Source organism: Pseudomonas sp. R76, assembly GCF_009834565.1.
Classification (GTDB): Bacteria; Pseudomonadota; Gammaproteobacteria; order Pseudomonadales; family Pseudomonadaceae; genus Aquipseudomonas.
This window is the reverse complement of the sequence record NZ_CP019428.1, coordinates 632,769-654,117: the sequence shown is the minus strand read 5'-3', so window position 1 is coordinate 654,117 and position 21,349 is coordinate 632,769. Positions and strand designations below refer to the sequence as shown.

Genomic DNA, 21,349 nt, shown 5'->3' with positions numbered 1-21,349 from the left:
ACTTAGCGACCGCGAACCGCTTGTTCCAGCTCGGCAAAACTCGGGCGATGTTTCGGGTACAGCACCTTGCGCCCGAACTCCACCGCCAGCGACGGCGGCATGCCGGATGCCGAAGCCACCAGGCACGCCTTGATCGCTTCGTACAGGTTCACTTCTTCCTTGGCATCGTGGGCCAGGGAAGTCGCCAGCGGGCCGAAGAAACCGTAGGCGGCGAGAATACCGAAGAAGGTACCTACCAGTGCCGCACCTACGTGCATGCCGATGGCCTTCTGGTCGCCTTCGCCCAGGGACGCCATGGTCACCACGATACCGAGTACCGCCGCTACGATACCGAAACCGGGCATGCCGTCGGCAACGCCGGTCACCGCGTGGGATGGGTGTTCCAGCTCTTCTTTAAGGCTGAACAGCTCCATGTCGAACAAGCCTTCCAGCTCGTGCGGCGCCATGTTGCCGGAGGACATGATGCGCAGGTAATCACAGATGTAGGCGGTCATGCGCTCATCTTTGAGCACTGCCGGGTACTTGGCGAAAATCGGGCTGGCGGCGGCGTCTTCGATGTCGCCTTCGATGGCCATCATGCCTTCGCGGCGGCTCTTGTTGAGGATCTCGTAGATCAGCCCCAGCACTTCCAAATAGAAGGTGTGGGAGAAGCGCGAGCTGAACATGCCCAGCGACTTCTTGATCACGTGCATGGTCATGTAGCCGGGGTTGGCCTGCAGGAATGCGCCAAACGCGGCACCGCCGATAATCAGCACTTCGAAGGGCTGGATCAACGCGGCAATTTTACCGTGGGACAGGACGTACCCACCGAGCACACTTGCGATGACGACGATGATGCCGATAATTTTAGCCATAGGAGATTGGTACTTGCGCCGTCGGGTTCATGGACATATTGGGTGAAGCTGAAAACTCTTGTTCTACTTATCGGCAAAACTGCGCCAGACTATAGCCCGTTAAGGCGAAAAGCCAATTCGGCCCGTTCCGGGCGTGTTGAATGCAAGTGATGATCGCGCCCCAATCATGGCTAATGAAACGACAGTTCCAACGACAAAACCCACCACACTCGCCGCTTGGATCAAGCGCCTGGACGAGGTGCTGCTGCCCGTTCCCCAGGCCAGCCACGAGCGTGTGTGCAAAGCCATTCGCGATAGCCGCAGTTCATTGCGAGATATTGCCGAGCTGATGCAAAACAGCCCGGCGCTGGTGCTCAGCGTGATGCGTGAGGCCAACAGCCACACCCACGGCAGCATGGCCGAACCGGCGGAAAACCTTGAAGTGGCGCTGAACCGCCTGGGCCTCAAACGCGCCGAAGAGTTGCTGGCGCGCCTGCCCTCGGTGCCGGAAAAAGACATCCCGGTAGCCCTGCGCCAATTGCTGCTGGTGAGCCAACACGCATCCCAGCAAGCCAACGGTTTGTTCGCCAGCCGCCTCGCGCGGTTGTGGCAGGACATTCACTGGGGCAGCCTGCTGTTTCTGTCGCCACTGTGGCCGATGGCCGTCGCCTATCCCAAGCTCCTCGAAGAATGGGAATTGCGGGTGATCCACAAAGGCCAGCCGGCACGCAAGGTCGAGCAGGAATTGTTCGGTGTGCGCCTGCTGGACCTGTGCCTCGGCTTGACCGAAGCCTGGCACCTGCCGATCTGGGTCTCCCAGGGCTACAACCTGCTGCTGACCGAACAACGCCTGCTGGTAAAGGCGCTGCACATCGCCCGCGAAGACGACGCCTTGCGCCACCAGCAATTGCTCGACGCCGAACCCAACCTGCGCCGCTGGCTCAACCAACCAGCCAACACCGTGCTGCTGGCGAACGGCCTGGCGATGTCGGCCCAGGAATCCTGGACCTGCCCGCACACCGAGCGCTGGCAATACCTCACCGCGCTGTACCTGCAAGCGCCGCTGGGCGACGTGCAGCAGCAGGTTCACCAGCAAGCGGTGACCAGCGCGCGCAGCACCTTGATGCCGGACCTCTGGCACCCGGCGCTGTCGCTGATCTGGCCGTGGCATGTGCAGAAAATCCATCGCGGCCTGCTGCCGGCACCGCCGCCCACTGCCGAAGCGCTGGCCGTGTGGCGCAAGCGCTGCACCGAGCTGCTGGTGGAGCCGAGCCGTTTTGCCAACGCCATGCACCTGACTACGTGTGCCAAGGAAGCCTTGGTCGCCAGCGGCATGCAGCGGGTTTTGCTGTTTATGGCCGACCGTGCGCTGAGCACCTTGCGCGTGCATCAAGCCGATGGCTTGCCCAAGGATGCCGCCAACCTCAGCCTGGACGTGGTCAACAGCACGCTGCTGCAACGCCTGCTGGAGAAGTCTGCCCAGGTTCGCCTCACGCCGGACAATCACGCACAGTTCTCGGCATTGCTGCCGCCGATCCTGCGCCGCCTGTTTACCGGCGAACACCTGTTGCTACGCTCCTTGAGCTGTAACGGCAAGGTGGTGATGCTGATGGTCGCCGACCAGGGCGGCGGGCCGTTCTCGGAAACCACCGTGCAGGCGTTCGGCAAAACCGCTCAATGCATCGAGAAAGCCCTGCACAGCTTTACCAACCGCAGCGCTTGATGCTTGCGCTACAATCGCCCTCTTTTATCGCCAACATTTGTGCCCAGGAGACCTCACATGCCTGACTTCTCTGGCTTGCCGCTGGTGATCGAGTCCAGCGACCTGCTCGGTCAACTGGATGCCGAACACCTGATTCTGGTGGACCTCACCAGTGCCGCCCGCTACGCCGAAGGGCATATCCCCGGCGCGCATTTCGTTGACCCCAAGCGCACCCAACTGGGCCAGCCACCCGCGCCCGGTTTGCTGCCGAACAAGGCCGACCTGGAAAAACTCTTCGGCGAACTGGGCCACACCCCGGACGCGACCTACGTGGTCTACGACGACGAAGGCGGCGGCTGGGCCGGGCGCTTCATCTGGATGCTCGACGTGATCGGCCACCAGAAATACCACTACCTGGACGGCGGCCTGCTGGCATGGCTGGACGGTAACCACCCACTGTCCACCGAGGTGCCCGCCCCCGTCGGCGGCCCGGTCAGCCTGACCTTGCACGACGGCCCCACCGCCACCCGCGAATACCTGCAGAGCCGTCTTGGTGCTGCCGACCTGGGCATCTGGGACGCACGCGGCCCGCTGGAGTATTCCGGCGAAAAAGTCCTGGCGGCCAAGGGCGGCCACATCCCCGGCGCCGTGAATTTTGAATGGACCGCCGGCATGGACAAGGCGCGCAACCTGCGCATCCGCCGCGACATGCCGCAGATCCTCGAAGACCTCGGGCTGACCAAAGACAAAGAAATCATCACCCACTGCCAGACTCACCACCGCTCTGGCTTCACCTACCTGGTGGCCAAGGCGCTCGGTTATCCGCGAGTCAAAGGTTATGCCGGTTCCTGGGGCGAATGGGGCAACCACCCCGACACCCCCGTTGAGATTTAAGGTTTAAAGGACAGTTAATGAAAAAGCAGTTGTTTATCCTCAGCCAGTATTTGCTGCCGCACCACTTGCTCTCGCGCTTGGCCGGCTGCATTGCCGAGTGCCGCGTGCGCTGGTTCAAGAACGCCTTCACGGCGTGGTTCGCCAAGCGCTACCAAGTGGACATGTCCCTGGCGCTGGTTGAAGACCTGACCGCCTACGAGCACTTCAACGCCTTCTTCACCCGCGCGCTGAAAGACGGCGCCCGCCCGCTGGATCAAACCCCAGGCGCGGTATTGAGCCCAGCCGACGGTGCCGTCAGCCAGTTGGGCCCGATTGAACATGGCCGGGTGTTCCAGGCCAAGGGCCACAGCTTCAGCGTGCTGGAACTGCTGGGCGGCGATGCGGCAGTGGCTGCACCGTTTATGGGCGGCGACTTCGCCACGATCTACCTGTCGCCGAAGGACTACCACCGCGTGCACATGCCGCTGGCCGGTACGCTGCGCGAGATGGTGTATGTGCCGGGGCGGATTTTCTCGGTCAACCAGACCACCGCCGAAAACGTGCCGGAGCTGTTTGCACGTAACGAGCGTGTTGTCTGCCTGTTCGACACCGAACGCGGCCCGATGGCGGTGGTTTTGGTGGGTGCGATGATCGTCGCGTCGATTGAAACCGTGTGGGCCGGGCTGGTAACGCCGCCGAAACGCGAGCTGAAAACCTTCCGCTACGACGAAGCCGCACGCGCGCCGATTCACTTGGAGAAAGGTGCCGAGCTGGGCCGCTTCAAGCTGGGTTCGACGGCGATCGTGCTGTTCGGGCCGGACCAGGTGAAGTGGGCTGAAGAACTGGTGGCGGGTACGCCGGTGCAGATGGGCCAGGGTATCGCCGCGCCTAAAGCCTGATTAAAGCCGATTGAAGATCAAAATGTGGGAGCGGGCTTGCTCGCGAAAGCGGTAGATCAGTCGATATCTCTGTTGACTGTTACACCGCATTCGCGAGCAAGCCCGCTCCCACATTGACCGTACTCTTTCAGTGATTACGGTGTTACAGCTGACCGTCGCGGTCGCGAAAGCCCAGCAGATACAACACACCGTCCAACCCCAAGGTCGAAATCGCCTGCTTGGCCGACTGCTTGACCAACGGCTTGGCGCGGAACGCCACACCCAACCCGGCAATCGCCAGCATCGGCAAGTCATTGGCGCCGTCGCCGACCGCAATGGTCTGCTCCAGACGCAAGCCTTCCTTGTGGGCCAATTCCTTCAGCAGATCGGCCTTGCGCTGTGCGTCGACAATCGGCTCCACCGCCACGCCGGTCACCTTGCCATCCACCACTTCCAGCTCGTTGGCGAACACATAGTCGATGCCCAGCTTGGCCTGCAATTGCTTGGCGAAGTAGGTGAAGCCACCTGACAGGATTGCGGTTTTGTAGCCCAGGCGCTTGAGTTCGGCGAACAAGGTTTCGGCGCCTTCGGTCAGGCGCAGCGACGCACCGATCAAGTCCAGCACGCTCACATCCAGGCCTTTGAGCAACGCCAGGCGCTCCTTGAAGCTCGCACGAAAATCCAGCTCACCGGCCATGGCGCGCTCGGTGATTTCGGACACCTGCTCGCCCACACCGGCAGCCTTGGCCAACTCGTCGATGACTTCGGCTTCGATCAGCGTGGAGTCCATGTCGAACACCGCCAGACGGCGGTTGCGACGGAACAGCGAATCTTCCTGGAAGGCGATGTCGACATTCAGCTCCTGGGCCACGCTGAGGAATTCAGCGCGCAGGGCTTGCGGATCAGCCGGCTCGCCGCGCACCGAGAACTCAATGCAGCCCTTGCCCTTGTCGGCTGGCGTGTCCAATGGCATGCGACCCGACAAACGGTCGATGTGGTCGATATTCAAACCGTATTGCGCAGTGATCGAACTCACGCGCTGCAATTGTTCGGCGGTAACTTTGCGGGTCAGCAGCGTGACGATGTGGCGTTTTTTTCCCTGGCCTTCCACCCAATGCTGGTAATCGGCTTCGGACACCGGCGTGAAACGCACTTGTTGATCGAGCTTATACGCCGTAAACAGGATGTCCTTGAGCACCGACGAAGCCTGCTCGGTGCTCGGGATTTCCACCAGGATGCCGAACGACAGGGTGTCGTGGATCACGGCCTGGCCGATGTCGAGAATATTCACACCACCCTGGGCCAGAACACCGGTAATGGCTGCGGTGAGACCCGGGCGGTCAACACCAGTGATGTTTATCAGGACAATTTCGCGCAAAGCGCACCCCCAGGCTGGAAAAAAACCGCATTCTACCCACTTTCAGTGACCATCGGGCACAGCCAGCGCTTTGCCGGTCCTAGGCCTGTCGCTATACTGCGCGTCAACTTCACGGACTAAAGAGCCGAGCTCAAGTGAACCGGCCTACGCCAGTAAAAACCGATAACTTCTTCCTGCTGATCTTCCGGGCACTGCGCCACCGCCGTGTACCGATCGCATTACGCATCGCCAGCCATAACGTGATCCTGGTCGCTCTGGCCTTGGTGATCTACGCCTGTGTGATGGGTTTGCAGTTCAAGCAGGCCATGCACGAGCAAGCCGACGCCCTGGGCGAGAGCTTGACCACTCAGACCGCCACCTCGGCGACTGAGCTGCTGGTGTCCAACGACATCCTCAGCCTCAACGTGCTGCTCAATAACCTGACCAAGAACCCGCTGGTGGCTCACGCCGCTATCTATAGCGTGGACAACCGGATCATGGCCGAAGCCGGGCAGCGCCCGAAAAACGGCCTGTTGGGTGAGGCCGAAGGCCTGTACCAGAGCAACATCACGTTTCAGGATGTGAAGGCCGGCCAACTGCGCATCAGCCTCGACATGCAGCAATTCCAGCAGCCGATGACCATCAGCCTGCAGAGCATGGGCATTCTCAGCGCGATCCTGCTGGCCTTGGCCCTGGCCCTGAGTTTGCGCCTGGGTCGGCATATCTCCACGCCGTTGATGCAACTGCGCATCTGGCTGCGCGATATCGACGAGCACACCCCGGCCACTGACCGCCAGGATGAGATCGGCGACCTCGCCCGCCAACTCCACGCCAGTTTCGCCCCGGAACCTGTAGTGCCCGAGGTTGAACCCGAGCCTGAGTACGACGACACCGACTACGACGCAGACGAACCCGAGTTTGAAGTGCGCGACTTGCGTGACCCGGGCTTTGACGAAAGCGCGCCGGTGGCGGGCCTCAAGCCTGCAACGCGCCAGATCATCAAGGCCGAGGAAGATGAACTGGATGATGAAGATCCGTTCTCCGACTTGCGCGACACCTCGGCTGCCGCCCCGGCCGTTGCGCCAAAGCCTGCACCGGTGAAGAACACCGAACCTCAGCACAGCGCCGTATTGGCCGTGCAACTGGGTGCCCAGGACCAATTGCGCCGCCTGCCGCGTGCGCGCTTGACCGAACTGCTGGAACGCTACCGTGACTGCCTGGACCAGGCTGCTTCGCTGTATCAGAGCGAGCTGCACACCCTGAACGATGGCAGCACGCTGATGCTGTTCCATAGCGAAGACAGCGGGGAAGACTATCTGACCAACGCGATCTGCTGCGGCGAGTTGTTGCGCGCCCTGGGCCATGCCCTGCAGATCGAAGTGGCCGACAGTGGCATCACCTTGCAGCTGCAGCTTGGCCTGACCGTGGGCGATGATCTGTTCGGCATGAGCCAGATCGACCTGCTGCTGACCGAGATCGCCCAGGATGCGCTGGCCTTGTCGCAACACAGCCGCAACCTGTTGCTGGTGGAGCGCAAGATCAGTGAAGACACCTTGATCCGCCAACGCGCGCGTATCCGCCCGATTGCCAGCCCTGAAGGCGCGAGCTGTGTGGAGCGGTTGATGGAGCCGTATCCATCGATGCTGGAACGCCAGTTGGCGCGGATGCATGAGACCCGTACAAAACTCTAAAGACCACCCGCTGATCGTTCCCACGCTCTGCGTGGGAATGCCTCTTGGGACGCTCCGCGTCCCGCCAGGCCCAGGCCATGTGCGAGGGTGACGCAGAGCGTCACTGGCTGCATTCCCACGCAGAGCGTGGGAACGATCAATGAGTAAGCGGGTGATTGATGTAGCCGTACAAAGCCCTAAGACTACCCACTGATCGTTCCCACGCTCTGCGTGGGAATGCCTCTTGGGACGCTCCGCGTCCGGCCAGGCCCGAGCCATGTGCAAGGGGTGACGCAGAGCGTCACGGACTGCGTTCCCACGCAGAGCGTGGGAACGATCAACACGATCAACAAAAAGGCCCGCTGAGTAAGCGGGCCTTTTGTTTTTGCGCTATTCAGATCAGAACCTGAACACTTCCATATCCGTACGAATCGGCGTAGCCATCGGCATCTTCGGCTTTTCCGGGGCTGCCGGCTTGGCCTGCGCCGGCGCCTGCTTACGCGGTGCTTCGGCAACCGACGGCTGGTTAGCCAATGGCTTGAGCGCCACCGATAACTGCTGCGCCAGATGCTGCAACAACACACCTTGGGCCTGGACCTGGGACGCGGTAGTGCCGGTGTGTTCTTCCTGCAGGTGCACGATGCGGTTATCGCGCACCTGGCCACGGCGGTCGATCAAGCGCCACTGTGCATCCAGGATCGCCGGCTGCGAAGCACCCGAGTCGAGTCGGGTAATGGTCAGCAACACCTGCACATCCGGCGTGAACCCGGCTGGCGCAGGCGCCAGCACCACGCGCTGGCTGTCCAAATGACCCGCCACCTGACGCAACATCAGCTGGTTGATATCGGACGACAAACTGCCTGCCCAACGGCCATCGGTGGAACCTTGCAAGCTGCCGTCGTTCTGACGTTGCAGCAGGGTTTCGCGTTGCAGGTAGTCAGCAACCACTACCGGACCCAACAACACAGCCATGCCAGCGGTTTGGGCTGGCTGAGCCGGACTTCCGCTGTCCAGCTGGTACAGCGACACCGGCTGGTGCGTGCTGCAACCCGCCAGCCCCAAAAGGCCAGCGAGCATCAAAAATAGAGGAAGGCGTGGAGCAGTCATCATCCCATCCAGGTGGCTGCCACAAGGCGAACCACAATGTAATACTAAAAATAACCTAAACACGCTCGGCCACGCCGGCGCTGGAAAGGCCATATCATCCGTGAATATGCGCCATGACTCCAGCGCGAAAGCGCCGATCTACGGGTTAAATCGTAGATCGAGGGCTCTAATACGCTTTAAACCGGCGTTTCGACCAACAAAGCGTCCACTCGCTGGAAGCCGCGCGGCAGTTTGTTACCGCGTCGGCCACGCTCACCCTTGTAGTGTTCCAGGTCGTCGGGGCGTAACGACAGCGTGCGTTTGCCGGCCTGGAGTACCAAGGTAGAGCCTTCCGGGATCACCGCGATGTCGGTCACGTACTCTTCGCGACTGGCCACTCGCTCCCCGGGAATCCCAATAATCTTGTTGCCCTTGCCCTTACCCAGCTGCGGCAAGTCACTGATTTTGAACACCAGCAAACGCCCTTCGGTGGTCACCGACGCCAGCCAGTTGCTCTCGCGGTCTTCCACCGTACGCGGCAGGATCACCTTGGCGTTGTTCGGCAAACTCAACAATGCCTTGCCCGCCTTGTTCTTGGCCTGCAGGTCTTCACCCTTGACCACGAAGCCGTAGCCCGCGTCGGAGGCGATCACATACAGCGAATCATCGTCCGGCAGCAGCACACATTCGAAATTCGCCCCCGGTGGCGGCGTGAGTCGACCGGTCAGCGGTTCGCCCTGGCCACGTGCTGAAGGCAAGGTATGCGCCGGCACCGAGTAACTGCGCCCGGTAGAGTCGATAAACACCGCAAACTGGTTGGAACGCCCGGCAGCAGCGGTCTTGAAGCCATCACCGGCCTTGTACGACAGGCCGGTGGCGTCAATATCATGCCCCTTGGCGGAACGAACCCAACCCTTTTCCGACAGAACGACGGTAATTTTCTCGTTAGGCAACAGCTCGGTTTCTGTCAGCGCTTTCGCTTCAGCACGCTCGACGATTGGCGACCGACGGTCATCACCATAGGTTTCGGCGTCTTTGATCAACTCAGTGCGCACCAGCTTCTTCAGCTTGGCTTCGCTGCCCAACAGGGCTTGCAGCTTGGCTTGCTCCTTAAGCAGTGCGTCCTGCTCATCACGCAACTTCATCTCTTCCAGTCGCGCCAACTGACGCAAACGGGTGTCGAGGATGTAGTCGGCCTGGATCTCGCTCAGCTCGAAACGCGCGATCAGCTCGGCTTTCGGGTGCTCGGCGGTACGAATGATGTGGATCACTTCGTCCAGGTTGAGGTAGGCAATCAGCAAGCCGTCCAACAGGTGCAGGCGGCGCTCAACCTTGTCGAGGCGGAATTGCAGGCGGCGGCGCACGGTCTGTACGCGGAACTCCAGCCACTCCACCAGCAAGTTGCGCAGGTTTTTCAGCTGCGGCTTGCCGTCCAGGCCGATGATGTTGACGTTGACCCGGTAGCTCGACTCCAAGTCGGTGCTGGCAAACAGGTGCTGCATCAGCACTTCGTGGTCGACCCGGCTGTTGGTCGGGATGATCACGATGCGGCACGGGTTTTCGTGGTCGGACTCGTCACGCAGGTCGGCAACTTGCGGCAGTTTCGACGGTTTGGCCTGCATCAGTGCGGCGATCTGCTCGAGCACCTTGGCGCCGGACACCTGGTGCGGCAGCGCGGTGACAATAATGTCACCGTCTTCGATGTGGTACACGGCGCGCATGCGCACCGAGCCTTTGCCGGTTTCGTACATCTTCAGCAGGTCGGCGCGCGGCGTGATGATTTCCGCTTCGGTCGGGTAATCCGGCCCCTGAATATGCTCGCAGAGCTGTTCGACCGTGGCCTTTGGCTCATCCAGCAAGCGCACGCAGGCAGCGGCGACTTCGCGCAGGTTATGCGGCGGCACGTCAGTGGCCATGCCGACCGCGATGCCAGTGGTGCCATTGAGCAGGATATTCGGCAAACGTGCCGGCAACACCAGCGGCTCGTCCAGCGTGCCGTCGAAGTTAGGACCCCAGTTCGCGGTGCCCTGGCCCAACTCGCTGAGCAGCACTTCCGAGTAGCGCGACAGGCGCGCTTCGGTGTAGCGCATTGCGGCGAAGGACTTGGGATCATCCGGTGCACCCCAGTTACCCTGGCCGTCTACCAGCGTGTAGCGGTAGCTGAACGGCTGGGCCATCAGCACCATGGCTTCGTAGCACGCCGAGTCGCCGTGCGGGTGGAACTTGCCGAGCACGTCACCGACGGTACGCGCCGACTTCTTGTGCTTGGAATCTGCGTCCAGGCCCAACTCACTCATGGCGTAGATAATGCGCCGCTGTACAGGCTTCAGGCCGTCGCCGATATGCGGCAAGGCACGGTCCATGATCACGTACATGGAGTAGTTGAGGTAGGCATTTTCGGTGAAGTCAGCCAGCGACCGGCGTTCTACGCCATCTAAGCTGTCTGCGAGGATGTCACTCATGCGGGCCTCATCATTGTTTGGTCTGGCGCAGCAGCAATGTGCCGCTGCGCTGGGTAAATTCAAGTTGTTTCAATGCACTCATGCCCAGCAGCACCTGTTCCCCGTCCAAGCCCGGCGCGACTATCGCGCGCACGTCCTGCAGGACGATATCGCCCAGTTTCAGGCGGTCGAGGTGGGTGCGATAGCCCTGAACACGGCCGTTGGCGGTGCTCAAGGTCACCGGCAGGCCACGTTTAAGCCCGAGGTGGTCGGCCAATTCGGCCGGCACCGCCACATCGGTCGCCCCGGTATCGAGCATAAACACCACCGGCTGAGCGTTAATCTGGCCGCTGGCAACAAAATGCCCCTGGCCATTGCCCAGCAATTTCACTTCGATGTAACCCTCATGTTGCTCCGAGGTCACCACAGCATTGGGATTTTCCTGACGCGCCTCCCACTGCCCAAAAAACCGCGTAGCCAAAAACAGCCCGGCGCCCCACGCCACAAACATCAATACACGTCCGGCGCGCTTGCCAGGCGGTTGCGCGCTCATGGCTGGGCGCTCCAACCACCTGCCGGGGCGGCGAAACGATAGACCACAGGGCGTTTTTCACCATCGGCGCGCGGGCCGAAATTGTTGTCGATACCCAACCAGGCACCGTCGGCATCCACCACCAGGGCTTCGGCCAGGCCATACGGCTGAGCATAACGCCGGTTTGGCGCCAGGGTTTCATCGGCAAACGACCAGCACAGCTCGACTTTGGCCGTGACCGCATCGCGCCGGCAAATCTGGAACGCATTGCGTTCCAGGGTAAACAGCTTGCCGTTGAACAGCACCAGGTCGGCGAAATCCTTGGACACCGCCTTGGCATTGGTGAACTGCGCCGGCTGCACTTCCTGGCCGGCTTCGCTCAACAACACGCAAGGGCCGTCGCAATCCCAGACGCTTTGCCCGCGCTTGATCGAGATCAGGCCACGCCGCTCACGCTCGGCCGCCAGCCAAATCTGATTGCCTTGCGGGTTAATCGCCAGGCCTTCAAACAACGCGTTGAAATGCAGCAACATGCCGCTGGCCCGGGCTTCACGCACCATGCTCGGGGCAATCTTCAACCACTGCACCGCGCCCTCCACCGGCACTTGCAGCACGGCCGCGTGGGCTTCGCTGACAATGTAACGGTTACCGGCTGCGTCACAGGTGATGCCTTCAAAATCCAGGTCGCCACCACGAATGAACGACGCGGCCTTGGTGCGCGAGCGCAAACCCCAGGGCAAGCCGGACTCGGGCACCGGTGGCACGTCGATCTTTACCGTTTCGGCTTGCCAGGTCGGCGCGCTGATATCCAGGCGATAGATTTGATCGTCATCGCGGTCTGAAACCGTCCACAAGTCTTTGCCACACAGCGCCAGGCCCGAGAGGTTGCCGCCGCGCATGCCGTCCACCGGGTGTTCGGAAACCAGCTTGAGTTCAGCCACGGGCGCGGCAGCCACTGAGGTGGCCGCCAACCCGCTCAACATCAGGATCGCCAGGGCGAAGCCTGTGCGCATCAGCCCAGAACCTCGGCCAGGTTGCCTTTGGATTCCAGCCAGGCTTTACGGTCCGGGGCACGCTTCTTCGCCAGCAGCATGTCCATCATTTCCGAGGTGCCAGCGAAGTCTTCCAGGGTCAACTGCACCAGGCGCCGCGTGTTCGGGTCCATGGTGGTTTCGCGCAGCTGCGGCGGGTTCATTTCACCCAGGCCTTTGAATCGCGTGACCTGTGGCTTGCCGCGTTTTTTCTCGGCGACGAGGCGGTCGAGGATGCCATCGCGCTCGGCTTCGTCCAGGGCGTAGAAAATCTCTTTGCCCAGGTCGATGCGGTACAGCGGCGGCATGGCGACGTAGACGTGGCCGGCATCCACCAACGGGCGGAAGTGCTGGACGAACAGCGCGCACAGCAAGGTAGCGATGTGCAAACCGTCGGAGTCGGCGTCGGCGAGGATGCAGATTTTGCCGTAGCGCAGCTGGCTCATGTCCGCCGCGCCAGGGTCAACGCCGATGGCCACGGCGATGTTGTGCACTTCCTGGCTGGCGAGGACTTCGCTGCCATCGACTTCCCAGGTGTTGAGGATCTTGCCGCGCAACGGCAGGATCGCCTGGAACTCCTTGTCCCGCGCTTGCTTGGCGGAACCACCGGCGGAGTCACCTTCCACCAGGAACAGCTCGGAACGCATTGGGTCTTGCCCGGCGCAATCGGCCAGCTTGCCTGGCAATGCCGGGCCTTGGGTGATGCGCTTGCGCTCGACCTTTTTGCTGGCTTTCAAACGACGGCCGGCGTTGTTGATCGCCAGTTCCGCCAGGGCCAGGCCCAGTTCCGGATGCTCGTTGAGCCACAGGCTGAACGCGTCCTTGACCACACCGGAAACAAACGCCGCCGCCTCACGGGACGAGAGGCGTTCTTTGGTCTGGCCGGAGAATTGCGGTTCCTGCATCTTCATCGACAGCACGAACGCGATGCGCTCCCACACGTCTTCCGGCGCCAGCTTCACGCCGCGCGGCAAAAGGCTGCGGTATTCGCAGAATTCGCGCATGGCATCCAGCAAACCCTGGCGCAAACCGTTGACGTGGGTGCCGCCCTGGGCCGTGGGGATCAGGTTGACGTAGCTTTCCTGCACGCTGTCGCCACCTTCCGGCAACCACAGCAGCGCCCAGTCGACGGCTTCTTTATTACCGGCCAGGCTGCCGCAGAACGGCTCGTTGGGCAGGCGTTCAAAATCACTGACGGAATCTTCCAGGTAGGAGCGCAGGCCGTCTTCGTAATGCCACTCGACCTTTTCGCCGGTGCCTTTGTCTTCAAAGCTGACGAGCAGGCCCGGGCACAACACGGCCTTGGCCTTGAGCACGTGCTTGAGGCGGCTGATGGAGAATTTGGGCGAATCGAAGTATTTCGGGTCCGGCGCGAAGTACACGCTGGTGCCGGTGTTGCGCTTGCCAACGGTGCCGACCACTTCCAGGTCGGTGGCCTTGTAGCCATCGGCGAACGTCATCTGGTACTCGTTGCCGTCGCGCTTGACCTTGACCCGCACCAGGGTCGACAGAGCGTTGACCACGGAAATGCCCACACCGTGCAAGCCACCGGAGAACTGGTAGTTCTTGTTGGAGAACTTGCCCCCGGCGTGCAGCTTGGTGAGGATCAGCTCGACGCCCGACACACCCTCTTCCGGGTGTATGTCCACCGGCATGCCGCGACCATCGTCGGACACTTCCAGGGAATGGTCGGCGTGCAGGATGACCTGCACCGACTTGGCGTGCCCGGCCAAGGCTTCGTCGACGCTGTTGTCGATGACTTCCTGGGCAAGGTGGTTCGGCCGGCTGGTGTCGGTGTACATGCCGGGGCGTTTGCGCACCGGGTCGAGGCCCGAGAGGACTTCGATGGCGTCGGCGTTATAAGAGCTAGCGCTGGGAGTGGCCATGGGGTCTCGTCGTGAGTCGTTCGATTAAAAAGTGACCTGCGATTCTTACAGTGAAGAAAAATCGAAGGATTGATACTGATCTGCGCCAATGCCGGCAAAGCTCAACATGGCCGGCAATTGCTGGGCGAAACCTTGGTAACCGTGGTCGCCACCCGCCTGGATGCGCAAGGCACAAGCCCGGTAATACTGCTGGGCGAGGCGATAGTCCAGGGTTTCATCGCCGGTCTGCAACCACACCTGGTAACGCCCGGCGTCCTGCGGGGCCGGCACTTCCAGTTCGGCCAGTGCCGTGACGTGGTCGTGGGTCAATTCCCAGGTTTCATCGGTGTAGAGGTTCTTCTGGGTGCCCAGGTAACCGTCAAACATCCGATGAGGGCTGACCGCCGGGTTGACCAACAGCGCCTTGAGGCCATGGCGTTCGGCAAGATGGGTTGCATAGTAGCCGCCGAGTGAGCTTCCGACCAGCAGCGGCCGCCCCAGTTGCTCAATGGCCTCCTCCAATTGAGGAATCGCCTGACGGGGATGGTGATGCAGGGCCGGCACGCGCAATTGGTCGGCCAGGCCGAGGCTGTCCATCACGGTGATCAACTGGCTGGCCTTGTTGGAGGCTGGCGCGCTGTTGAAGCCGTGGATATACAAGATCGAAGCAGACATGCCGGGCTCTCCGTGCTTCAGCCAAAGAGGCGCAGTTTACAGGGATCGGGGTGGTGTGTGAGACCCTCTATCCAAAGGACACAGAAGATCCACTGTGGGAGCTGGCTTGCCTGCGATGACGGTGTATCAGTCACACATTTATCAACCGGTGTAGCGCTATCGCAGGCAAGCCAGCTCCCACACTTTTAACCAGTGTTTGCAGCGGTTAGTAGCCGTTGCTGCCGTAATCGATGGTAAACGCGAAACCTTCAACCCGCTCTACCCCGGTCTCCAACCGTCCGTCGGCATGCAGGCGCAGCCAGCGGTAACCCGGCGCTTGATCGCTGACCTTGAAGTCCTCACTGCCCGGCGCGAACTGGATGCACGTCGACGGCGACGCCAGCAGGCGTACGCCATTGCGCTCGCGGTCGATTTCCTGGTGCACATGGCCCCAAAGCACCGCCTTGACCTGCGGAAAGCGGTCGAACACGGCAAACAAGGCGTCGGGGTTGCGCAGGCCGATGGGCTCCATCCACGCACAGCCGATAGGCACCGGATGGTGGTGAAAGCACACCAGATGGTGGCGGCTCGGCGCTTCGCTCAAGGCTTGAGCGAGCAATTGCAGTTGCTGGTCTTGCAAGTAACCCGGCACCGAACCGGGCACGGCAGAGTCGAGCAGGGTCACTCGCCAATTGCCGATGTCGACCACCGGCTCAAGCAAATCACTGTGCTCGGCGGCGTGGGCCATGATCTGAGGCTCGTCGTGATTACCGGGGATCCAGCGCGCCGGGGCATCGATCTGCCGGGTCAGCTCGCGAAACTGTTGATAGGACTCAAGCGTGCCGTCCTGGGATAAATCCCCCGTGGCCAGCACCAAATCGATCTGCGGCTGCTGCTCGCGCACCAACGCGATCACCCGCTGCAGGCTCTCGCGGGTGTTCATGCCCAGCAGCGCGCCGTCGGCCTCGGCAAACAGGTGGCTGTCGGACAGCTGCACCAGCAGCGCCGACGCGTCAGGGTTCACAGTGGATACGCTCGGCAAGGCGCTCTCCCAAGGCAATCACAGGAATGGATGTGTGGCGTGATTATGCTAGGGCAGGACACAAAGAGGAAAGACGCAGTTCACATCTACCGCACGACTTCAAACTCATGCCCCAGGGCCAGGCAGTGGCTCAACCATTCACCGAGGAACACATTGAGCTGTGCTTTCTCATCGGGCTGGTGCATGAACACATTCGGGTAAGGATAGATGCTGCGAAAGCGTCGCGCATGTTCGGCGCTGATCACTTCGGCCATGCGCGCATCGTGATACACCTGCACTTCCAGCTGCGGCACCGGCAGCCACGGCAGGCTGTGTTCCTGGCGCACACGCAAAGTGGTGGTGTACGGGCAGTTGACGATGACCTCAAGGGTCAGCACGCCGAGCATCTGGTCGCCGTGGGTCACGGCAATGCGCCGCGCCTCGGGCGTGTGGCGCATGTCGGGAAGCAAGCGCATCAGCCGCGCATAGTTGGCCTCGCAGGCGGCTTGCAGCCCGATCAGGTCGACTCGATAACGTTCCCGTGCCTTTACTGCCATAACCCCCTCACTTCCGCGCGATTAAGCGCAAGCCATTGCAGGGCGATGATGCTGGCTGCGTTGGAAATTTTGCCGTCACGCACCGCTTGCAGGGCATCTTCGAACGCCCAGGTGGTGACGCGGATATCTTCTGCCTCTTCTTCCAGTCCATGGACGCCACCGGCCCCCGAGCTGTCGCAACGGCCAAGGTACAAGTGCACGAATTCAGTACTGCCACCGGGCGACGGAAAATATTTGGTGATCGGCCACAGCGCAGAGAACGTCAGCCCAGCTTCCTCCTCGGCTTCGCGGTGTGCAACCTCCTCCGGTTCTTCATCCTTGTCGATCAGGCCGGCGACCATTTCCACCAGCCACGGGTTATCGGTGCGGCCCATGGCGCCGACACGAAACTGCTCGATCAGCACCACTTCATCGCGCTGCGGGTCGTAAGGCAGCACGCACACGGCGTCATGACGCACGAAGACTTCACGGTTGATCACCCGGCTCATGCCGCCATCGAATTTTTCGTGGCGCAGCTGCACGCGATCGAGCTTGTAGAAGCCCTTGTAGGCATTGTCGCGCTGAACAATTTCGATTTTGTTCGGCGTCGATTTGGCAATGTCCGTCATATTCTTCCTCGTTAAGGCCGTGCGATTCGCGCCATCCTAACGCGCCCATGCCGGTTGGTGCAGCCCCTTTGCAGTTGCCGGGATAGACGGCGGGCGTCAAACTCACTCTAATAAGCTTAGTGGCGAACTGACTGCCTTGTCGGTAGTCGAAGCTCCACTCTTTTCGCTTTCCATCGATTTCCGAAGGACACACATGTCGCTTTTAAAAATCGCCTCCGTGGCCTGTATCGCCTTGACCCTGGGTGCCTGCCAAAGCCTGTTCCAGCCCAGCTACCTGAAGCCGCTGGACGCCAAACCGGACGCCTCGGAACAGATAAAGCCCGGCTGTGACAGCCCGGATTGCCCGCTGGTGAACATCGACACCGTGCATTTCCCCAGCGAGCCGCAACTCGACACGATTGTGGAACAACGCCTGCTGCAAATGACCCGCACCACGCCCGGCGCCAGCGTGCCGCCGACGCTGAATGCCTATCGGGACAAGTTCCTGCGCGAGTCGCCAGACCGCAACAGCATGTACTTGCAGGCCAAGGTACGTGACCAGCATGACGGACTGGTGATCATTGAAGTGTCCAGCTACCTGGACACCGGCGCCGCCCACGGCGAGCCCGGCCGTGGTTTCATCAACTATTCACGCTTGCTGCACAAAGAGCTGAGCCTGACCGACATGTTGCTGCCGGGCCAGGAACAAGCGTTCTGGAACACCGCGAAAGTCGCCCACAACAGCTGGCTGATCAACTCGCAAATGGACCGTGACCCCGAGTTCGTGAAGAACTGGCCGTTCCAGAAAACCCCGAACGTGGCCCTGACAAGCGCCGGCGTGGTGCTCAAGTACAACGTGGCCACCATCGGCCCGTACGCATTGGGGCTAATCGAAATGACCATCCCCTATGCGCGCCTCACCGGCGTGCTCAAGCCTGAGCTGATGCCCGCGCGCCACTGACGGCCCGCCCCAGGATCAACTGCAACAGCCCTGCCAGCAGCAATGCCGGCAGGGTTGCGCCGACATCCGGATACAGGTTGGCGAGCAGGTGATACGTGGCGATGCCGCCCAGCCAGGCCACCAGCGCCGGCCAATGCAAAGCGGCAACCGCGCCCTGGCCACGCCGGCGCAGGATGAAATGATCCACCAGCACCACGCCAAACAATGGCGCAAACACCGAGCCAATCAGCAACAGGAAGTTCTGGTACTGCGCCAGCGGTGCAAAGCAGGCGATCAAGGTGCAGATCACACCAATGGCCAAGGCCAGGTGCTCGACTTTCAAGCGCAGCAAGATCCCACTGGACACCGCCGCCGAGTGAATATCGGCAAAGGCGTTTTCCGACTCGTCCAGCAGGATCAGCAGTAGCGGAATGCCCAGGCCGGCACCGGCCAGCGCCAGCAACAGCGCATTCACTTCACCGCTTGGTGCGAACGCCAGGGTGTAGGCCACGCCCAGGCTCATCAGCCAGAAATTACCGATAAAGAAGCCCAGCGCCGTGCCGCCGAACACGCTTTTGGCACGCTTGCCGAACCGCGAGTAGTCGGCGATCAGCGGCAGCCACGACAACGGCATGGCGATGGCGATATCGAAACCCACTGCAAACGGCATCGAGCCGTCGCCGGACTTGGCCCACAGCGTGGCGAGGTCAGCCTTGGCGAACAGGTTCCAGGTCAGCCACAGGCAGGCGGCGAGCAGCAGCCAGATGCCCCACTTGCGCAGGATTTGCCGCACGAACGTCAGTGGGCCGCTGACGGCGAGCAACGTTGCCAAACCACCGAAAAACACTGTCCACAGCAACGGGCTGGCCAACAGGCTGCCTTCGCTGAATGCTCGCGTGCCCAGCAGGCTGGCGGCGTCGCGCATCACGATGATTTCGAACGAGCCCCAGCCGATCAGCTGCAGCAGGTTCAGCAACGCCGGCAGGCTTGCGCCTTTGGCGCCGAGGCTGAGTTTGAGCGCAGCCATGGCGGACAGGCCGGTGTCGCTGCCGATCACGCCGACGGCGGCCAGCAGCAAAACGCCCACCAGCGTGCCGAGGAAAATCGCCAGCAACGAACCGGACAAACCCAGGCCCGGCGCAAGCAAGGCGCCGGTTTGCAGGACCATCAGGCCGATGCCGAGGGAGAACCACAGGGAAAACAGGTCGCGGGCGCCGAAGACGCGTTTGTCGCTCGGCACTGCGATATCGGGAGAGTAGGTACTCGGTTGAATGCTCAAGGGTGTTATCTCTGAGGGGCTGATCGTTCCCACGCTCTGCGTGGGAATGCCGCTATGGACGCTCTGCGTCCGCCTTTGTGACGCAGAGCGTCACGGGATGCATTCCCACGCAGAGCGTGGGAACGATCATCGGGGTCAGACCTTTTTGTACAGCTGGCTGCCTTCCTGCTTGAACCGCTCCGCCTGCTCGGCCAAGCCCTTGGCCACGTCCACATCCACCGCTTCAATGCGCTGGTTGGCGGCGTATTCACGCACTTCCTGGGTGATTTTCATCGAGCAGAATTTCGGCCCGCACATCGAGCAGAAATGCGCGACCTTGGCCGAGTCTTTCGGCAAGGTTTCGTCGTGATAGGAACGCGCAGTGTCCGGGTCCAGGCCGAGGTTGAACTGGTCTTCCCAGCGGAACTCGAAGCGCGCCTTGCTCAAGGCGTTGTCGCGAATCTGCGCGCCGGGGTGCCCCTTGGCCAGGTCCGCTGCGTGGGCGGCGATCTTGTAGGTGATGATCCCGGTCTTCACGTCATCCTTGTTCGGCAAGCCCAGGTGTTCCTTTGGCGTGACGTAGCAGAGCATGGCGCAACCGAACCAGCCGATCATCGCCGCGCCGATACCGGACGTGATGTGGTCGTAGCCCGGCGCAATGTCGGTGGTCAGCGGGCCGAGGGTGTAGAACGGTGCCTCGTCACAGCACTCCAGTTGCTTGTCCATGTTCTCTTTGATCAACTGCATCGGCACGTGGCCGGGGCCTTCGATCATGGTTTGCACGTCGTGCTTCCAGGCGATCTTGGTCAGCTCGCCGAGGGTTTCCAACTCACCGAATTGCGCGGCGTCGTTGGCGTCGGCAATCGACCCCGGGCGCAAGCCGTCGCCGAGGGAGAAGCTGACGTCATAGGCCTTCATGATTTCGCAGATTTCGTCGAAATGCGTGTAGGTGAAGTTCTCTTTGTGGTGCGCCAGGCACCACTTGGCCATGATCGAGCCGCCACGGGAAACGATGCCGGTGACGCGCTTGGCGGTCAGCGGCACATAACGCAGCAACACGCCCGCGTGGATGGTGAAGTAGTCGACGCCCTGCTCGGCCTGTTCGATCAGCGTGTCGCGGAACAGCTCCCAGGTCAGGTCTTCAGCGGCGCCGCCAACTTTTTCCAGGGCCTGGTAGATCGGCACCGTACCAATCGGCACCGGCGAGTTGCGGATGATCCACTCGCGGGTTTCGTGGATGTGCTTGCCGGTGGACAAGTCCATCACCGTGTCCGAACCCCAGCGAATGCCCCAGGTGAGTTTCGCCACTTCTTCTTCGATGGACGAACCCAGGGCGCTGTTGCCGATGTTGCCGTTGATCTTCACCAGGAAGTTACGGCCGATGATCATCGGTTCCAGTTCGGTGTGGTTGATGTTGGCCGGGATGATCGCGCGGCCACGGGCGATTTCTTCGCGGACAAATTCCGGTGTGATGATTTTCGGCACGCTGGCGCCGAAGCTGTGGCCGGCGTGTTGCTGGTCAAGCAGACCGCTGGCGCGGGCTTCTTCGAGCTTCATGTTTTCGCGGATGGCGACGTACTCCATCTCAGCGGTGATGATGCCTTTGCGCGCGTAGTGCATCTGCGTGACGTTGGCGCCAGCCTTGGCGCGGCGCGGGTTCTTCACGTGGGCAAAACGCAGCGCGGTCAGTTCAGCATCGCTGAGGCGCTGCTGGCCGAAGTGCGAACTCAGGCCGGACAGGCGCTCGGTGTCGCCGCGCGACTCGATCCACGGCGAGCGCACATCGCCCAGGCCTTTGCGCACGTCGATGGTGACGTTTGGGTCGGTGTAGGGGCCGGAGGTGTCGTAGACCACCACGGGCGCGTTGATTTCACCGCCGAAATCGGTGGGGGTCACGTCCAGGCTGATTTCACGCATTGGCACGCGAATGTCCGGGCGAGTGCCGGGTACGTAGATTTTTTGCGAGCGGGTAAACGGCTGCACGGAACCGGAGTCGACCTTGGCCGATTCACTCAGGTGCACAGTGTTTTTCGGTTTTGTACTTTTTATTTCTGCGTTCATCAC

18 protein-coding genes are annotated in these 21,349 nt (G+C 61.4%); 5 read left to right on the top strand and 13 right to left on the bottom strand.

The window, feature by feature from the left end; genetic code table 11:
- Positions 1-2 precede the first annotated feature (2 nt).
- Positions 3-854, bottom strand: a complete 852-nt coding sequence (gene motA / locus PspR76_RS02805; protein WP_017138472.1) for a flagellar motor stator protein MotA — start codon at positions 852-854, stop codon at positions 3-5.
- A gap of 166 nt (positions 855-1,020) precedes the next feature.
- Between motA and PspR76_RS02800 the strand changes: the two genes are divergently transcribed.
- From PspR76_RS02800 to asd, 3 genes are read left to right on the top strand one after another with little or no spacing between them, the layout of a single operon-like run.
- Positions 1,021-2,556: an HDOD domain-containing protein gene (locus PspR76_RS02800; RefSeq protein WP_159953872.1), complete on the top strand. Its 1,536-nt coding sequence runs from the start codon at positions 1,021-1,023 to the stop codon at positions 2,554-2,556.
- A gap of 57 nt (positions 2,557-2,613) precedes the next feature.
- Positions 2,614-3,429, top strand: coding sequence for a thiosulfate sulfurtransferase (gene rhdA / locus PspR76_RS02795; protein WP_159953871.1), 816 nt, complete (start codon positions 2,614-2,616; stop codon positions 3,427-3,429).
- A 17-nt stretch (positions 3,430-3,446) separates the two neighbouring features.
- Positions 3,447-4,307, top strand: a complete 861-nt coding sequence (asd, locus tag PspR76_RS02790; protein WP_159953870.1) for an archaetidylserine decarboxylase — start codon at positions 3,447-3,449, stop codon at positions 4,305-4,307.
- Positions 4,308-4,449: 142 nt separating this feature from the next.
- Here asd and serB read toward each other — a convergent pair whose 3' ends face one another.
- Positions 4,450-5,664 carry a phosphoserine phosphatase SerB gene (gene serB / locus PspR76_RS02785; protein ID WP_159953869.1) on the bottom strand — a complete coding sequence of 405 codons (1,215 nt, stop codon included), beginning with the start codon at positions 5,662-5,664 and terminating at the stop codon, positions 4,450-4,452.
- A gap of 134 nt (positions 5,665-5,798) precedes the next feature.
- Between serB and PspR76_RS02780 the strand changes: the two genes are divergently transcribed.
- Positions 5,799-7,334, top strand: coding sequence for an AhpA/YtjB family protein (locus PspR76_RS02780; protein WP_159953868.1), 1,536 nt, complete (start codon positions 5,799-5,801; stop codon positions 7,332-7,334).
- 378 nt (positions 7,335-7,712) lie between these two features.
- On the opposite strand, the gene PspR76_RS02775 is transcribed toward PspR76_RS02780, so the two are convergent.
- From PspR76_RS02775 to PspR76_RS02735, 9 genes are all read right to left on the bottom strand, one after another.
- The gene (locus tag PspR76_RS02775) at positions 7,713-8,420 is read right to left on the bottom strand and encodes a PqiC family protein (protein WP_174245585.1); all 708 of its coding nucleotides are present in this window, start codon (positions 8,418-8,420) and stop codon (positions 7,713-7,715) included.
- A gap of 176 nt (positions 8,421-8,596) precedes the next feature.
- Positions 8,597-10,861 carry a DNA topoisomerase IV subunit A gene (gene parC, locus PspR76_RS02770; protein WP_159953866.1) on the bottom strand — a complete coding sequence of 755 codons (2,265 nt, stop codon included), beginning with the start codon at positions 10,859-10,861 and terminating at the stop codon, positions 8,597-8,599.
- Between the two features lie 10 nt (positions 10,862-10,871).
- Complete coding sequence (locus PspR76_RS02765; RefSeq protein ID WP_159953865.1) at positions 10,872-11,393, bottom strand: retropepsin-like aspartic protease family protein; 522 nt, start codon at positions 11,391-11,393, stop codon at positions 10,872-10,874.
- Entirely contained in the window at positions 11,390-12,385 is a 996-nt protein-coding gene (locus tag PspR76_RS02760; protein ID WP_159953864.1) for an esterase-like activity of phytase family protein, read from the bottom strand. Before PspR76_RS02760 ends, PspR76_RS02765 begins: the two co-directional genes overlap by 4 nt.
- The gene (gene parE, locus PspR76_RS02755) at positions 12,385-14,289 is read right to left on the bottom strand and encodes a DNA topoisomerase IV subunit B (protein WP_099548087.1); all 1,905 of its coding nucleotides are present in this window, start codon (positions 14,287-14,289) and stop codon (positions 12,385-12,387) included. Before parE ends, PspR76_RS02760 begins: the two co-directional genes overlap by 1 nt.
- Before the next feature lie 45 nt (positions 14,290-14,334).
- The gene (locus PspR76_RS02750) at positions 14,335-14,943 is read right to left on the bottom strand and encodes a YqiA/YcfP family alpha/beta fold hydrolase (protein ID WP_159953863.1); all 609 of its coding nucleotides are present in this window, start codon (positions 14,941-14,943) and stop codon (positions 14,335-14,337) included.
- A gap of 205 nt (positions 14,944-15,148) precedes the next feature.
- A complete protein-coding gene (gene cpdA, locus PspR76_RS02745; protein ID WP_159953862.1) occupies positions 15,149-15,964 on the bottom strand; it encodes a 3',5'-cyclic-AMP phosphodiesterase in 816 nt (271 codons plus the stop codon).
- A gap of 86 nt (positions 15,965-16,050) precedes the next feature.
- The gene (locus PspR76_RS02740) at positions 16,051-16,500 is read right to left on the bottom strand and encodes a DUF1249 domain-containing protein (protein WP_003209507.1); all 450 of its coding nucleotides are present in this window, start codon (positions 16,498-16,500) and stop codon (positions 16,051-16,053) included.
- A complete protein-coding gene (locus tag PspR76_RS02735; RefSeq protein ID WP_159953861.1) occupies positions 16,491-17,108 on the bottom strand; it encodes an NUDIX domain-containing protein in 618 nt (205 codons plus the stop codon). Before PspR76_RS02735 ends, PspR76_RS02740 begins: the two co-directional genes overlap by 10 nt.
- Before the next feature lie 193 nt (positions 17,109-17,301).
- Between PspR76_RS02735 and PspR76_RS02730 the strand changes: the two genes are divergently transcribed.
- Positions 17,302-18,048 (top strand): RsiV family protein, encoded by a 747-nt coding sequence (locus tag PspR76_RS02730; protein WP_159953860.1) that lies wholly within the window; start codon positions 17,302-17,304, stop codon positions 18,046-18,048.
- Here PspR76_RS02730 and cytX read toward each other — a convergent pair.
- Together cytX and thiC are read right to left on the bottom strand one after the other, a co-directional pair.
- Positions 18,017-19,306, bottom strand: a complete 1,290-nt coding sequence (gene cytX, locus PspR76_RS02725) for a putative hydroxymethylpyrimidine transporter CytX (protein WP_159953859.1) — start codon at positions 19,304-19,306, stop codon at positions 18,017-18,019. The genes PspR76_RS02730 and cytX overlap by 32 nt on opposite strands.
- A 135-nt stretch (positions 19,307-19,441) precedes the next feature.
- Positions 19,442-21,346 carry a phosphomethylpyrimidine synthase ThiC gene (thiC, locus tag PspR76_RS02720; RefSeq protein WP_159953858.1) on the bottom strand — a complete coding sequence of 635 codons (1,905 nt, stop codon included), beginning with the start codon at positions 21,344-21,346 and terminating at the stop codon, positions 19,442-19,444.
- Positions 21,347-21,349 lie beyond the last annotated feature (3 nt).